Origin of the sequence: Candidatus Pristimantibacillus lignocellulolyticus (genome assembly GCA_023639215.1) — a bacterium.
Classification (GTDB): domain Bacteria; phylum Bacillota; class Bacilli; order Paenibacillales; family Paenibacillaceae; genus Pristimantibacillus; species Pristimantibacillus lignocellulolyticus.
On sequence record CP097899.1, the window covers coordinates 2555966 to 2573649 of the forward strand.

The following is a 17684-nucleotide window of genomic DNA, read 5'->3' on the forward strand; positions in this document are numbered from 1 at the left end:
TTTTTATGTAAAGCAAGTTGGTGCTACATAACTCAGAGTTCCATGCATTCAAATAAAACTCCGTTTAAACAAAGCTTCAGCTACTGCATTGTCAAAATCTCTACCTCTATCCAGTAATTTCACAATTAAATAGCTCAACAAATAATAATACATAGCGCCATTTGTTTAATACTCGTAAAACGCTCCTTTTCATATTATTCTCAGTCAACTAGCCCACATAATTTTTGTCCAACATAGTGTAACCTATCCAGGGAATGAAAACATATCATTGGGAGGTATTTTTTATGGGGAAAAAGATGAAGTCCAAGAGTAGGCTTAATAAGCTAAATTCAGCAGTATTAAGTGTAATGATAGGTGTATCAATGTTATTTGCAACCGTTATGCCAGTAACTGCAGCTGTGCCACTAACCTATGATCGTACTCTGACACTTTTAGATGAAGGATTTTCTAACAATGAAGACAAGTACGAAATTTATCCTGTACCACATTCTATTACATATTTAGCGGGGGAACGTTTTACTCTAGGTAATGGAGTAAATCTTGTCTTTGAAAATGGTGCGAATGGTATTGATAAGTATACTAAAAACTTTCTGAAAGAGATACTGGGTAAATATAATGTATCCTATACAGAAAGTAACCAGATTGATGATGTAAAAACAAATATTTTAGTAGGGGTATCAGGTTCAGGTGACATTGTTGACAATTACGTAGATAGTAATATTTCGATGAATAATAGTCTTGATGTATTTGGAAATGAAAAAATTGACTCCTATATGTTAGATGCCCAGGAAGGTGTTATTACTATTCTAGGGAAAGACACAGATAGTGCCTTCTATGGAGTTGCAACGCTACAAATGATGTTTTCTTCATTTGCAGGACAGTATTTCCTGCCAGTTCATATCGAAGATTGGGCTGAGATGAAATACCGTGGCATTGTAGAAGGGTTTTACGGTGTCTGGGATCATGAAGGGCGTGCCAGCTTAATGCGCAGCTCCCGAGATGTAAAAATGAATAGTTTTGTGTATGCCGCAAAAGGTGATGAATATCATAGATCAAAATGGGCAGAACCATACCCTGAGGATCAAATAAGAGATTTAGAAGACATTGTGGAAGTGGGGAAAGAAACAAAGGTTAAATTTGTTTGGTCTGTGCATTTAGAGTCCTTTTTTAGAGGGATAACTATAGACACACATCCACAAGAGTACGAGAAACGTTATAATCTATTAACTGCAAAGTTTGACCAACTATATGATGCCGGTGTACGGCGAATCGATGTTCTGAACGATGACTTTGGGTCTGGTAAAAACGAAGATGTTGTAGCGCTACTAAATCGCCTAATGACAGATTATGTAGATAAAAAAGAAGATTTAGAACCGATTGTCTATTGTCCACAGGGATATAACGTTAACTGGTCAGGGAATGGGCAAGAACTTCTGGCTTTAAGCAAACTAGATCCACGTATTATGATTTACTGGACGGGGCAGGATGTGAATAGTCCTATTGCTCAAGATAGCATTAATTATCTTATTAACAAAACAGGTTTAGAACCTATGTTTTGGATTAACTATCCAGTAAATGAGCATGCAAAATCAGGAATTTTCCTTGGAGAGATTAGCCATTATGTACGTAATGGTGTAGTTGGACTTGGAGGTGCTGTATCTAACCCATCTCAATTTACAGAAACAAATAAAGTAGGGTTATTCCAACTAGCTAGTTTGTTTTGGAATAACCAAAACTATAGCGAGTATGCAGTAACTCTGTGGGAAGACAGCTTTAAATATCTCCAACCAGAGGTATATGAGTCTTATCTAACGATAGGAAGAAATGTTGCTAACGCACCGAATTCTACTCGTGTAGCAGGTTTTCCAGAAAGTGAATATATTAAAGACAGTTTAGAAAAAGTGTTAGCCAATGCAACTTCAGGCAAGCCTATAGCACAGGAAGAACAAACGTTGGAATTACTAAAGGAATTTGATAACATTCTACTGGCTATTGAAGATTTTCGAGAAAATTGCACTAACCTTATCTTGATTGAAGAGCTAGATCCGTGGCTTAAATCATTAAAGGATGTTGCGACTGCTGGAAAAGAAGCCCTCCAAGCCGTTATAGCACTGGAACAGAAAGATGTTGATATGGCTTGGCGAAGTCTATCGTCTGCTAGTAGAGCCCTTTCAACTTGGGACAGTTATACGACTTTTCCTAATGAGACGCGTGCTAAGGCAGGTACTAGAAGGCTTCAACCTTTTGTCGCAAAGTTAATTCCCTTTGTAACAAATAAGCTTACTCCATTACTTAATCCTGACAGCACTGAGTTTCTCTCTTCTTTTTATGGAGTAATGGGTGGACAACAATTGAGTGACTCTAGTAATACAGTCAATATGTTTGATGGCAAATTAAACACCTATGCTAGTTTCCAAATTGTACAGAAAAAAGATGACTATTTCGGAATAGATATTGGAAGGGCTATATCAGTCAATAGTATCTCGATTTTACAAGGGAAAAATGATACGGATCACGATTATTTCCATAAGGCTACACTAGAATACTCCGCTGATGGAGACAAATGGAACACATTAGTGCCGCTTGTAGATTCACGTAGCATTGAAATGAAGGAACTTAGCATTAAGGCTCGGTATATTCGAGTTCGGCTTGTTGAGACTGGAACACCGGGAAAACCAGATTACTGGACCTTTATCCGTGAATTCACGATTAATGGAAACGCTTACCCGTATAGTATATACACTAATGTAGATGGGTTAAAAGATAGTTCCGTTACAGTAGATGGTGCTGATTATATTCTTACTACAGCATCAGATAAAATCACCTTACCTGCTAAAGGATATGTAGGAATTAGTTTGCCGAAGATTGCTGGAGTTAATGCCATTTCAGTACATCCTACATTACCAAATGGAGTTGTGCTGGAATATTCCTTAAATAAAGCCCAATGGGAAGATGCCTCTACTTTATCGGGGAACACTGCTATGCGCTTTGTTAGGCTATATAATAACAGTGATGAGTCCATAACCTTTGATTTTAATCGTTTATCTGTTTCCTTAGCCAGTGTAGATATGAATCCTAAAGTGATTGAAACCAACTTAAAGAATGCCCTAAAGGAAGGCAGTTGGGGATATCTATTTGATGGAAAGGATGACACTTTTGCCTGGACCAATGAGGCTCAAGCAACAGGACAATATATTACTGTAGACCTTGGTCTGTTAACAGAAGTCTATGATGTAGCACTGATGACTGCTGATGGGAATCCACAAGTGTATAATGGAATCCTTTCTATATCAAACAATAAAAGTGATTGGACGACAATTGCCACTGTCAATAATGGTGGAGGTGATAGTCGATTAGACCCTCCGTATCGTTATATTGAGGGGAATGGCAATGGAATGATGGCAAGATACATTAAATTAGAGATTACCCAAAATAATGGTTATTACTTAAAACTTCATGAACTAAAAATAAATAAAACAATAGCAGAAGAAGAAAGAATTAGTGCTTTTTCTGGAAAACCTATGGGTCCATTCGAGGATATGCTAGATGGAAACTTATCTACCATGTTTGTTCCTGGTCTTATAGAAATGGAAGACGGGTATTTTGAATATATACTCTCAGACAATGTAAACGTAAATAGTATTAATATTTTGCAAGATCCAAATAGTATTTCAAATGCTATTGTGAAAGTACAGTCTCTAAATGGCAACTGGACAAACCTTGGGAAACTTGATAAAAGTGCTAATCTATTTGATACCAACTCTTTAGATGGAATACAAAAGTTGCGTTTGGAATGGGTTAAGAATACGGCACCTGCCATTGCAGAGATTTTCTTTTCTACAACAGGAGAAGATGGAGTGAAACCAGATGAGGAGATATCGATCGTTCATCCTAGCATCTTTAACGTACCGATCATTGAAGATGTAACCGTAAATAATGGTACCCCTTGGGAAATGGTAGGACTACCAGAAAAGGTGACTGTGACACTTAGTAATGAGAAGACAGCGCTACTACAAGTAAACTGGAGTGCTAGTCAATACGATCCTCTAACTAAAGGAGACTATAACGCAACTGGAAGATTGGTACTTCCTTCCAATATAAAAAATCCAGCTCAAATAGCACTGACTGCTAAAGTAACCGTTAAAGTTGGAATGGGGGAAACCATAGAAGGAAACCTTGCTCTAAACCAGCCTATAGAAGTCTCAGGTTTAGAGACGGCAGGTTCTTGGCCAGGTGAAAATATGGTAGATGGCAATTTAGATACCCGTTGGAGTGCCAATAAGATGAAAGAGAGAGATGATCTAAATCCAGCTAATCAAATTTCTGGAGCTAACTGGGTAGTTATTGACTTGGGTGAAGGTAATAATACAATCGAAAGCTTAGATATTTATTATCATGCTAAAGCTAGTGGTACAAAATATGAAATACAAGTTTCAGATGACAAGAGCACTTGGACAAAAGTAGCGGAAGTCAATAAGGAGCCTACTGAGGCTCAAAATGAACAACACACTATACCAGTGGATTCGAATGGTGAAGGCAGATATGTCCGCATCTACTACAAAGAGATGAACATTAATGCAAAAGCTGCTACTGGTATCAGTATAAAAGAGATTAAGGTCAATGGTAAGAAGTCTTTTGGTACCTCTTCTGAGCCAGAAAACCTTGCATTACAGCGTCCAACGGATGTATCGGGTACAGAGACTAAAGATTTCCCGGGCTCATATGCAGTAGATGGAACAAATAAACGTTGGAGTAGTAATCTTATGAAAGAAAGGCAGAACCAACCTACAGATCAAGCACAAAATCCAGCATGGATTGTTGTAGATTTAGGTGACAATGTAGATAAAATTAGCTCAGTTTCTGCTAAATATTTCAACCTTGTGTACGGTACAGAATATAGAATGGAGTTATCTGATAGCAAGGAAAGTAATGCTAACTGGGAGACAATTCATGCGATTAGCAAATCGCATGGGGGTGCCGCTAATCCTACTGATCAAATTACTTTTGATAAGCCGATTGCGGGGAAACGTTATATTAGGTTATTCTTCACGCAAATGAATGTGGCTGCAGCAGGTCATGCCGTTGGGTTAGAGGAATTAGTAGTAACAGGTACCCGAAAAGTAAATGAGGATCCGAATGTTATTATGGTAGAAGATCAAACTGCTTTTGGTATTTTAGGGATGGAATTTGACAATCTAAGCTTACCTAAAAGAACAGTAGTAACGTTAGCAGATGGCAGTTCTTTAAGCCTACCCGTTGTTTGGGATAGAGAAGGATATGATGCTAATGTTAAAGAGCAACATTTAACTGGAAGACTAACCTTGCCTAGCAACATCTCAAATTCACAAGATATGAAGGCAACGGTTCGTTTAATATTAGAAGATACACCACAAATAATTTCTGCCACCGCCAAAGGAATTACGGTTGCTTTCGGTACAGATTTTGTTAAATTACCACTACCTAGTAAGGTTGTTGCTGTACTAGATAATGGATACAGCGTCATTTCCTACGTGAATTGGATGGAAGGGAATTATGATTCAGCTCTTGAAGGGGAACAAACACTTGATGGAACGTTAATTATCCCTGAGGGTGTTGAAAATAATGAAAATATTAACGCTCAAATTACTATCATTGTACTACCAGCTATAGTAGAAACTTCTGACCTTGAGTTGGTAATACAAGTGATAGAAGAAAAGATTGCAAATGGTGACCTAGTGGAAGCAGACTATACAGTTGCAAGCTGGAGTGTGTTACTAACTGCACTTGAAAATGCTCGACAATTACTACAAGGTGAACCTACACAAGTAGAAATACAAGCTGCCTTATTAGATCTTAAAAATGCAATGAGTAGCCTTAAAGAAAAAGAAGAAGTTGACTCTTCGGTGGATACATCTGGATTAGTAGCTAAAATTAGCGAGATAGAAGAAAAGATCACTAAAGGTGAACTAGTACAAAGTCGCTATACAGCTGCAAGCTGGAATGTTTTACAGACTGCACTTAACAATGCCAAACAATTACTACAAGGTGAACCTACAGAAGTAAGCGTGAAAGATACTTTATTAACTCTTGAGCAAGCATTAATTGGACTACGTCTAGAAGAAAGTGGAAGTAGTGGAGGTTCAACTAATACAGGCACAAATAATCCAACCATCACGATTAATCAAAATGGTACTCAATTAGATCCAGGCAAAATTGACATAACAAAGCCTTCTGTTGTGCTTGAGGTTACTCCAAACAAAGATGGCATCGTATATGTGAATATAGCTGCTAGTACTTTAACAGATATAGAGGGTAAAAACTCTAACTTTGTCTTTGAGGTTAAAGCGCCATATAGTAGCTATCAAGTGCCTGTAAATCTTGCATCCTTGATTCTAGAGTTTGACAGCATGATTGCAGCACACCATTTAAAATCTGAGGATGTATACTTTGCCATAACCTTAACTGATAAATCAAGTGATAAAGATGTTCAAAAAGCACTAAAAGATGCATTGCCAAATGGCAAAGTTATGGGTGCTGTAGTAGACTTTTCAATCGATATCATCAATAAAAAAACAGAGAAGTCTATTGGTAAGGCAGAATCATTTGCAAAAGATATTAAAAGGGTAATAGCAATGCCAGAAGATATGAAAAACATGCCAGAAACATGGGGAGCATTTTATTACAATGAGACCTCTAAAGCTTTAGAATTTGTTCCAGCTAAAGCGACTAAGATAGATGGTGTGTGGGTTGTGACGATTAGTTCAAACACCAATAGTATGTATGTAGTGGCTGAGAATAGTATCAAATTTACAGATGTAAAAGCAGACTATTGGGGAAGGACAACTATCGAAAATGCAGCAGCTAAAGGACTTGTTAGGGGTATTGGAAATGAAATGTATCAGCCTGATAGAATAGTTACTAGGGCTGAGTTTGTACAAATGATTGTCAATGCAATAAAGTTGCCAAATGTACAAGACAATACAAAAATGTACACAGATATAACGCAAAATGCATGGTATTACAATACCATTATGAAGGCAAAATCTGCAGGACTATTGGCACATTTTGAGTACAATAACTTTATGCCCAATGCTCCTATTACTCGAGAGGAAATGGCAAGTATTTTAGCAGAGGTAATAAAGTATGAAAAGATTACTATTACCAAAGATCATATTGATTTAGGGAGTAAGTTTAGTGATTATCATACGATAGATACAAACTTACAAACAGATATTGAGTTAATTTATCAATTGAAGATTATGCAAGGTACATCTGCAACAACATTTGCTCCTAAAGGTATAGCTACAAGAGGACAGGCGGCAGCTGTACTAATTAATTTACTCAAAGCGTTAGATATGATTGATTAGCGATAATAACTTTACCAGTTTACTTGTCTTTTAATTAGAGCTTGTATCAAGTATTGGTTGGTTTCAACAAACTTTAGGGATAACCGTAAAATAACCTTGGACTTATAGTTCAAGGTTATTTTACTATTTCATTAAATTGCCGTTGTTATATTTGGATGGTGTGGATGTTCATTCTGCTCTATTTTCGTTATAATGATAGGTATGTCTGTTTTGAAGTGGCACACAAGCATTGTGGGAATAATCCTTCAATACATGAATGAACTGTTGAAAGGGGAATCATTCCTTGACTAATATAAAAGAACAAACGCTCGTCGCGGAAATCGATCATTTAGATGAAAAAGGCAATGGACTAGCTGTCATTTGGCGTGAGAGTAAAGGTTCCAATCCTAGAAAGTTGAAGTTAACAATTCCACAGACACTCATCGGAGAGTCCATTCAGGTCGTCGTCGATGATCCCGATAAAAAACGAAGAAAAGTAATGGCTGAAGAGATTTTAGTCGCAAGCCCTGAACGGACGGATGCACCTTGTCCTCATTTTGAGCTTTGCGGAGGTTGTGTATGGCAACACTGGACGTATGAAGGTCAATTGAAGCATAAGACGAACCATGTGAAGAGCGCGTTGGAACGTGAAGGAATAGATTCTGAACTGGTACTGAATACGATTGGTATGGACGATCAGTGGCATTACCGGAATAAGATGGAGTTCACATTCTCCCCTGAAGGGGATCTTGGAATGCATGAGCAAGGGAATTTCCGTAAAATTATACCACTGGAAACATGTCTCATTGCAGGGCGGAATATGGTCGATGGCATGTTGGAAGTTGGAGAATGGGTAAAAGAATTCAACCTTAATGGCTATGACAAAGATGCACATGAGGGCCTTCTTCGTCATTTAATGGTACGAGAATCGTTTGCGACTGGCGAGATGATGCTGGCATTATTTGCTACGCAAACGCCTGACAGTGAATTAGCGTCAGCAATTGAAAATCTTGTCGAGCGGATTACGAAAAAGTTCCCGAACGTGAAAAGCCTACTTTGGCTTGTGAACACAGATTGGGCGGATCGCACACAATCCGAGGATACACATTTGTTAGCGGGGCGTGATTTCATCTATGATGAAATGGCAGGTTATCGCTATCGTCTGTGGTTCGATACATTCTTCCAGACGAACCCTGTACAGGCTCAAAAGCTTGTGGATCTTGCGCTTGAGATGGGAAAACCACAAGCAGACGAGAAAATGATCGACCTGTTTTGTGGAGTCGGCACGTTCTCATTACCGTTTGCTGCACGAGTGAAGGAATTGGCAGGAATTGAACTTGTCGAGACATCGATTGAATCCGCAAAACGGAATGCTATCGATAATGATTTGCATAACACGACATTCCTTGCCCGTGATGCACGCAGGGGACTAGATGAGATGCATGAACATTTCGGATTCGCAGATATTCTGTTGATAGACCCACCACGTAGCGGAGCTGGTGGGAAAGTGATGCGTCGTATTGGACGCTCCAAACCAAAACGTATCGTCTATGTATCATGTAACCCTGACACATTCGCAACTGACGTAGCTGAGTTGCTACCATTTGGCTACACGCTTCAAACCGTGCAACCTGTGGATTTATTCCCTCATACTGTGCATGTTGAGTGTGTGGCTTTGATGTCACGGATTGATAAATAGAGGGGCTTTAAAAGCTTATAAATAAAGGGTTTCCAGACATTTCGTTTTTCTTTCAGCTGTTTTTCCGGAGGAGACGATGTCGAGAAACCCTTATTTTTATTGTTTTAGGGAACATATCAAATGCTCTAAAGTTGATAGGGTTGAGTTGACAGTTTAGATAAATTAGTCGGGTTGTGGAGATAGGATTGTTAAAGTAGCACAGTTTTTGCAATTCATATCAATTTATATTAATACCGTTGAATTTCGGGATAATATATGCTAGCAAAAGTGTTGAAAATAGGTGGAGTAGATAAAGGTGTTTATTTTGAAAGACATAAGAAAAATTAAAAGGAGCTATAAAGAAAATCTCACTCAAGAATTATCAACTAAATATATTGACGAAATCATCCTATTTGTGCCATGATATTAAATGGATTTGTAAATCTACTGAACGGAGGGCAGTTCTATGATAAAAAACAATATTGAAAAAGATATTAAAATAAAATGTGTTGAGGCTGATACAACACAAGCTGCTTTGGCTGAAAAAATAGGAAAAACCGTACAGTATGTAAATCGGATTGTAAAGAAAGATGATGGTGTTATAAATAAAACCTTTATCCAAATGATGGAGGGATTAGGTTATGACATTAGACTCACCTACGAAAAACGGGAGGATTATGACGATGAATAAACAACAATTGGCTTCTACGATTTGGCAATCAGCAAATCAGATGCGTTCAAAGATAGAAGCAAACGAATACAAGGATTACATCCTCGGTTTTATGTTTTATAAGTACCTTTCAGAACGTGAAATACAGTTTTTGAAGGACGAAGGATATAAAGATGTAGATATAAAAAAAGTCAGTGAGGAAGATGTTCAACTGGCAAAGCACATTCGCCAGAATATCGGATATTTTATCTCATATAACAATCTGTTCTCTGCATGGCTTGAGATGGGCGATGATTTTAATATCGCCAATGTTCGTGATGCTCTAAATGCATTTGACTTAAACATAGAGGAGACCTATAAGAAGATTTTTGAGAACATCTTTAAGACCCTGCAGTCTGGTCTTTCTAAATTGGGTGATACAGCTCAAAAGCAGACTAAGTCAGTAAAGAGCTTGTTAAAGCTAATTAGACGGATTCCTATGGATGGCAAGCAGGATTATGATATTCTAGGATTTATTTATGAATATCTAATCAGCATGTTTGCAGCCAATGCAGGAAAAAAGGCTGGAGAATTCTACACCCCGCATGAGGTGTCAATTCTGATGTCTGAAATTATAGCTGAAAATTTAAAGAACAAAGAGCACATTAGAATTTATGATCCAACATCTGGTTCTGGATCTCTACTCATCAATATAGGTACATCAATTAGTCGATTTATCTCTGGTGAGAATAAGGTCGATTACTATGCACAGGAGTTGAAGGAAAACACATATAACCTTACTCGTATGAATTTGGTTATGCGTGGTATCAACCCCTCAAACATTAATGTACGAAATGGCGATACCTTAGAGGATGATTGGCCTTTCTTTGAAAATGACCAAAATAGAGATCAGACTTATCGGCTAGTCAAGGTGGATGCTGTAGTTTCTAATCCACCGTACTCTCAAAAATGGGACCCAAAAGATAAAGAATATGACCCTCGTTATAAAGAGTTTGGCGTAGCTCCAAAAGCAAAAGCAGACTATGCATTTTTGCTGCATGAGCTATATCACTTAGAAGATGACGGTATTATGACCATCGTTTTACCACATGGTGTATTATTCCGTGGTGGTGAAGAAGGTAAAATCAGAGAAACGCTTATCGAAAGAAATCACATTGAGGCCATCATCGGTTTGCCTGGAAACATATTCTTTGGAACATCTATTCCTACGATTGTTATGGTGTTGAAAAGAACACGTAAGGATTCTGATGTGTTGATTATTGACGCTTCAAAAGGATTTGAAAAAGCAGGAAAAAATAACAAACTTCGTGCCTGTGATATTAAAAAGATTGCAGATGCTGTGAGACTTAGAAAGCCTATTGAAAAATATGCAGCTCTTGTGACCAAAAAGAAGATTCGTGAAAATGAATATAACCTAAATATTCCTAGATATGTGGATTCTTCTGATGAACCAGAAACTTGGGATATTCGGGCAACTATGTTTGGGGGCATTCCGATGCACGAAGCCACATTACTTAAGGAGTATTGGGATACATTCCCTGGTCTTTTTGATGCGCTATTCAAAGAGATGTCTGAAGGTTATTTAATGATTCCACACGAGGACATCCAAGCTGTCACACTAGAGGTTCCTTCCATCGAAGAATACAGACAGGCTTTTGCTGCGAGTTTTGATGGTTTTTATAAATCCTTGCATGATTCTCTCATCGAAGATATTTTAGATGTAAATGCGCGAGGCAAAAAGGATGAAGTGCGTCAAGAGATTTTTAATCGCATTTCAAAGGTCAAACTCTTGGATAAATATAAAGCCTACCAAATCTTATCGGATAATTGGGACGTTATTACGGTTGATTTGGAAATGATTCAGAGTGAAGGGTTTGAAGCAATTTTCCACGTTGACCCCAATATGGTTATTAAAAAGAAATCAGATGACGATGACGAAGTGCCAGAAGTACAGGAAGGCTGGAAAGGTCGTATTCTTCCTTTTGAATTGGTGCAGAAAGAAATACATACAGATGAACTGAATGAGATTATCGTTCTTGAAAATCGATTGCGTGAAATTGCTTCTATTTATACTGAAGTTTTAGAGTCATTGGAAGATGACGAACTGGAAGGAAGCATAGTGACTGAAGAAAAGGATTCTTTTGTTGCGAAGGAAGTCAAAACTTTTGTAGCAGAGGCATTAAAGGATGTAGATAGTCCGGAAATTGCAGCTCTTCAAAAATATCTATTGATTTCCAAAAAGAAGGATAAGTTGGATTATATAGCTGCAAATGATGCAGTTGCGTGGGATGAGATGAATACAAATAAAGATGGCACTTATGGCAAACCCGCTATTAACAGTCGCATTTCGCAATTGCAGATGGAGTACGATTTCCCTGAAGACTCTTTTGATGCAAAGATGAAGCAAGTGCTTATGTTGATGGAAGAAGAAACACAGAGCAAGCGTGAACTTCGAATCAAAAAGGATGAACTCCATCTAAAAACAAAAGAGACCATTGAACATATGGATGAAGATACTGCATTGAGACTTTTGAATTTAAAATGGATTGAACCGCTTGTAAGTGGAATATTCCAGTTGCCAGAAGACATGATTAATCAGATGATTTCAAAAATCATCACATTGCAGAATAAGTACGCCACTACATTTGCTGATATTGAAAAAGGCATAATTGATATTAGCGAATCCTTGCATAAGATGCTTGGTGATCTTAGTGGAAGTGCACCTGATATGGAAGGTTTAGCGGAATTTAGAAAGAGTTTGGAGGTTTAAGTATGGGCGAAGAAAAATTAACACCTAGAATTAGATTTTCTGAATACAATGATGTTTGGGAACAGCGTAAGCTTGGTGAGTGCTTTAGAGAACGCACCGAAAATATGCCAGACGGTGAGCTGATTTCAGTTACAATAAATGATGGTATAAAGAAATTTTCCGAACTTGGTCGCCACGACAGTTCTAATGAAGATAAGTCAAAATACAAAAAAGTATGTGTTGGAGATATAGCTTACAATTCTATGAGGATGTGGCAAGGTGCAAGTGGTTATTCACCTTATGAGGGTATTGTAAGCCCAGCATATACGGTGCTTTCACCAAATGAAAAAGTTGATTCGAAATGTGTTTCATATCTTTTTAAGAACCTGGATATGATCCATACTTTTCAAATTAATTCTCAGGGAATAACCTCTGATACCTGGAATTTGAAATATCCTGCTTTGAGTGAAATAGAAATAAATCTTGCTAAAGATATTATGGAGCAAAAGGAAATAGCCGCATATTTCTCCTACCTCGATACTCTTATCACCCTACGTCAGAAAGAGTATGATAAGTTGCTGACTGTAAAAAAAGCCATGTTGGAAAAAATGTTCCCTAAAAAAGGAATGAATGTCCCTGAAATTCGATTTAAGGGATTTACCGAACATTGGGAACGGCGTAAGGTTGGAGAAGTAACAGAAGAATTGGAGCAATATACCACGCTTCAATCGGGATTTCCGTTGCTTACATCCTCAAGACGTGGGCTGATGATGCAAAATGAATACCGTGATAATACTTCTACGGATAACCAAGAAACGTTATTTAGCATTGTACCAATGGCGGCTTGTACATATCGGCATATGAGTGACGATGATATTTTTCATTTTAATATCAATGAAATTGTTGAAAATGGACTTGTAAGCCGTGAATATCCCGTTTTTACAGCTTCAAAGGATAATAATCTGTTTGCAATCATTCAGTACTTGAATTCTAGCCCAGAATTCAGAGCTTTTTGTAGAGAGCAAAAAATGGGGGGAACTCGGACAAGGTTATATTACAAAAGCCTTTGTAGATTTGAGCTTTTGCTTCCGACGGAAAAAGAACAGGATCAAATCGCTGCCGTTCTCAAGCATCTCGACAATCTTATCACCCTTCAACAGCGTAAGCTTGAAAAGCTAAAAAATATCAAGGCTAGTTGTTTAGAAAAAATGTTTGTGTAAATCAAGGAGGTGATTGATATGTCTGAAATTATATATACAGAAGAAAAAGACTTTGAAGACGCCGTCATTAAAGCCCTGATTGAATATGGTTGGGAACCGGATATTATACGATATCCTACCGAAAAAGATTTGATTCAAAACTGGGCAGATATTCTTTTCAATAATAACAAGCAGAATACACGTTTAAATGATTGTCCTCTGACTGTAGGTGAAATGGATCAGATTATAAACCAGGTAAAGGCTTTGCAGTCACCTCTTCGCCTGAATGAATTTATCAACGGTAGAAGTATTTCGATCACTCGCGATAACCCCGAAGATCAACTTCATCTTGGTAAAGAAGTTAGTTTGAAAATTTATGACCGCCAAGAAATTGCCTTAGGTCAAAGCCGTTATCAAATTGTGCAGCAGCCACAATTCAAGACTAAGTCTCCCATTCTTAACAATAGACGCGGGGATCTTATGTTGCTTATCAACGGTATGCCAGTAATCCACCTAGAGCTAAAGCGTAGTGGTATCCCGGTCAGCGAAGCATATAACCAGATAGAGAAATATTCTCATGAAGGCGTATTCCGTGGAATCTTCTCTATGGTTCAGATTTTTGTGGCAATGCAGCCAAAGGAATCAGTTTATTTTGCCAATCCAGGTGAAGATGGTGTTTTTAATAAGGCATTCTACTTCCATTGGGCTGACTTTAATAATAACCCCATCAATGATTGGCATACTTTCGTATATAGGTTTTTGTCTATACCCATGGCACATACGTTAATTGGTTTCTATACTATCGCAGATACCGGTGATGGAATTCTTAAGGTAATGCGTAGCTATCAGTATTATGCTGCTGTTGGCATTGCTAACATTGTTGCGGAGAAGAAAAGCCACTGGGGTGATGGTAATCAGCTGGGAGGCCACATTTGGCATACAACGGGCAGTGGTAAAACACTGACCAGTTTTAAGGCGGCTCAGTTGATCGCCAGCAACCATGATGCTGAGAAGGTGGTATTCTTGGTTGACCGTAAAGAGCTAGGTATTCAATCCTTAAAAGAGTACCGTTCTTTCGCATCTGAAAGTGAGTCAGTACAGGCAACTGAAAACACCACAATTCTGACTTCTAAATTAAAAAGTGATGATCTTGATAATACACTAATTGTTACCTCTATTCAAAAACTTAGCAATATTACTGCAGAGGATATTGGTCTAAATGAAGCAGATCTCAAAGCTATACAGAGAAAACGTATGGTGATCATTATTGACGAATGCCATCGTTCTACATTTGGAGATATGCTAATTAATATCAAGAATACTTTTAAGAACGCTATTATTTTTGGTTTCACCGGAACACCAATTCAGGATTTAAATGCCAAGAAAGACAGCACCACACCTACTATTTTTGGCGATGAAATCCATAGATATACATTAGGAGATGGAATTAGAGATAAGAATGTGCTTGGCTTTGATCCATACCTTGTTCGTATCTATGATGACAATGATTTGAGGGAACAAATTGCAAAGGAAAAAGCAAAAGCATCTTCTCAGCAGGAAGCCATGAGCGACCCAAAAAAGAAGAAAATGTTTCTCAAATATATGGATTCATCACAGGTGAAAATGTACGGAGAGCTTGTTAATGGTAAATGGATTAGTGGTATAGAGGATTACATTCCAAACGAGCAGTATCAAACACCTGAATATAAGATGGGAATTATTACTGATATTAAAAAGAAATGGCCCCTTTACAGCCGAGACAGACAATTTCATGCTATTTTTGCAACCAGCAGTATTCCAGAAGCAGTAGAGTACTATCGTCTGATGGTAAAGGAAATGCCGGAACTAACGATTACGGCTATGTTCGATCCGTCTATTGATAACGAGGGTGGGGGCTCTCTTGATAAGGAAGACGGCATTGTAGAAATGTTGGATGCCTATAACAGTAAGTTCTCTCAATCTTTCACCTTTGCTTCTTACGATAAATTTCGTAAAGATGTTAGTTTGCGCATGTCACATAAAAAGCCTTATGAACGCTTGGGCAAAGATGAGCAAATTGACATTTTGATTGTTGTAAATCAAATGCTAACTGGATTTGATTCTAAGTGGGTTAATACGTTATACCTAGATAAAGTTATGGAATACGAAAATCTTATCCAGGCATTTTCTAGAACCAACCGTCTCTATGATATGGCAGAGAAACCTTTCGGAATTATAAAATACTACCGCCGTCCTAACACTATGGAGAAAAATATTGAAGCAGCGGTTAAAGCTTATTCAGGAGATGTTCCTTCTGGACTTTTTGTAGACAAGCTCCCAAACAACCTCAGACATATGAATACTCTGTTTTTGGGTATTGATCAGCTCTTCAAAAATGCTAATATTGAGAGCTTTGAAAAGTTACCAGAGGATTCAGCTACAATAGCAAAATTTGCTAAAGACTTCAAATTGTTTGTAACGCATTTGGAGGCTGCATTGATTCAGGGATTTGTATGGTCTAGAAAATTTTATCCAGACGAGAATCAGGTTGAGGATGCTATTGAAGTAGCACTTGATGAGATGACATTTTTGACCCTCCTTGCCCGATACAAAGAACTTTCTAGAGGCGGTGGCGGAGGCCGAGGCGGAGATGTTCCATACGAGGTGGATATTCATATCACTGAATATGATACTGGGAAAATTGACGCTAACTATATGAATTCCAATTTCGATAAGTATGTCACATTGATAAAGGGCGATACCGATCCCGAAATTGTGGCTGCGGCATTAAAAGAACTACATAGATCATTTTCCATGTTGTCCCAAGAGGAACAACGCTACGCTGAACGATTTGTACATGCTGTAGAGAATGGAAAAGCAGGTTTAGTTCCTGGAAAAACCTTCAGGCAGTATATTGCAGATTACATGAAGGCAGATGAATATGCCAGAATTAATCGTGTAGTTAGGCGACTTGGTTGTAGCTTTAATCTTCTTCGTGAACTGTTGGAGAGAAAAGTTAATAGTAGCACCCTTGATAATTATGGTAAATTTACGGAACTTAAAAATTCGGTGAATAAAACTAAAGCCAGAAAGTTTTTTAAGCTTGTTCTCCGAAATGAGTATGTTGAACTTAGGTTAGCATTATATAGTGAGAAATATCTTCGTTCTTTCTTGTTAAGTGGAGGTCAAGATCCATTTCTATATGTGAATGACGAAGATATGTATACGCAGCCAAAGGTTAAAGAGACAAAATCAGATGTACAAAATATTGGTGTCGCTCTTACAGAAAATGATTATGTTGGAAAAAGGACAGTTTCGACAGTAAAAAGTGAAATGCTAACCAACTGGTATTCTGAAAGTAAAGCAGTAGAAAGCATAGTAAAAACTGATTGCTTTGCCTTTGTGGAAAATAAGGTTTGTCTGGCATCTTATCAATATATTCAACGAACTGACGATGGTCACCTTGAATTAACAGAATATGCAAAAGCCCATGAGGAAGAATGTTTCCTTCAATTCATTGTGGATGAAAATGACGGGAAATTGCACTATGTGAAACTTCCCGCAGCGAAAGCAGATGTGGCATTCAATTATTATGATGAGATAAGTGAAGAATTACTTAATCAATATGGACTAGTAAATGAAATGTCTAAAGAAATGCTGAAAGCTATCGGGGAATCAGAGTTTGGAGATGCATTGACAAAGCTTATGGGTAAACATATTTGCAATTACTCGGGTAGATTGTTGAAAAGTATAACCGGCTTGGACATCAGAACCATCAGTAATATGAAAAAAGGCGAAAACCTTACCAAGCTAAATGTTATTTCTGCTTGTCTCGGAATTCATATTCCATTTAGGGTAAGTGATCGAATGCTGCAATTAGCAGATCTAGGTTTAAGTATGACTTCGCCTGGTAAAATAGGTACGGATAATGAAACTTATGATATGTTGTTACATCTTAAATGGGCTACTGATTATGGGGACGTGTATGATGAACTTAAAGAACAAAGTTTAGACTATCTTATTCATCAGCCGCCGTTATAAGTCGATATTTTACTGATTAGACCGGATTATATGTCTGGTCTTT

General features: G+C 37.8%; 6 protein-coding genes. All 6 read left to right on the forward strand.

What is annotated here, in order from left to right:
- The first annotated feature begins 284 nt into the window (after nt 1–284).
- The 6 genes from NAG76_10770 (at nt 285) to NAG76_10795 (ending at nt 17641) form a co-directional block, all read left to right on the forward strand.
- The gene (locus NAG76_10770; GenBank protein URN96667.1) at nt 285–7346 is read left to right on the forward strand and encodes a beta-N-acetylglucosaminidase domain-containing protein; all 7062 of its coding nucleotides are present in this window, start codon (nt 285–287) and stop codon (nt 7344–7346) included.
- A gap of 283 nt (nt 7347–7629) precedes the next feature.
- Nucleotides 7630–9024, forward strand: coding sequence for a 23S rRNA (uracil(1939)-C(5))-methyltransferase RlmD (rlmD, locus tag NAG76_10775; GenBank protein ID URN96668.1), 1395 nt, complete (start codon nt 7630–7632; stop codon nt 9022–9024).
- A gap of 445 nt (nt 9025–9469) precedes the next feature.
- Complete coding sequence (locus NAG76_10780) at nt 9470–9694, forward strand: helix-turn-helix domain-containing protein (GenBank protein URN96669.1); 225 nt, start codon at nt 9470–9472, stop codon at nt 9692–9694.
- The gene (locus NAG76_10785; GenBank protein URN96670.1) at nt 9687–12443 is read left to right on the forward strand and encodes a type I restriction-modification system subunit M; all 2757 of its coding nucleotides are present in this window, start codon (nt 9687–9689) and stop codon (nt 12441–12443) included. The genes NAG76_10780 and NAG76_10785 overlap by 8 nt, the downstream gene beginning before the upstream one ends.
- Before the next feature lie 2 nt (nt 12444–12445).
- A complete protein-coding gene (locus tag NAG76_10790) occupies nt 12446–13642 on the forward strand; it encodes a restriction endonuclease subunit S (GenBank protein ID URN96671.1) in 1197 nt (398 codons plus the stop codon).
- A gap of 18 nt (nt 13643–13660) precedes the next feature.
- Complete coding sequence (locus NAG76_10795) at nt 13661–17641, forward strand: HsdR family type I site-specific deoxyribonuclease (protein ID URN96672.1); 3981 nt, start codon at nt 13661–13663, stop codon at nt 17639–17641.
- Nucleotides 17642–17684: the final 43 nt, after the last annotated feature.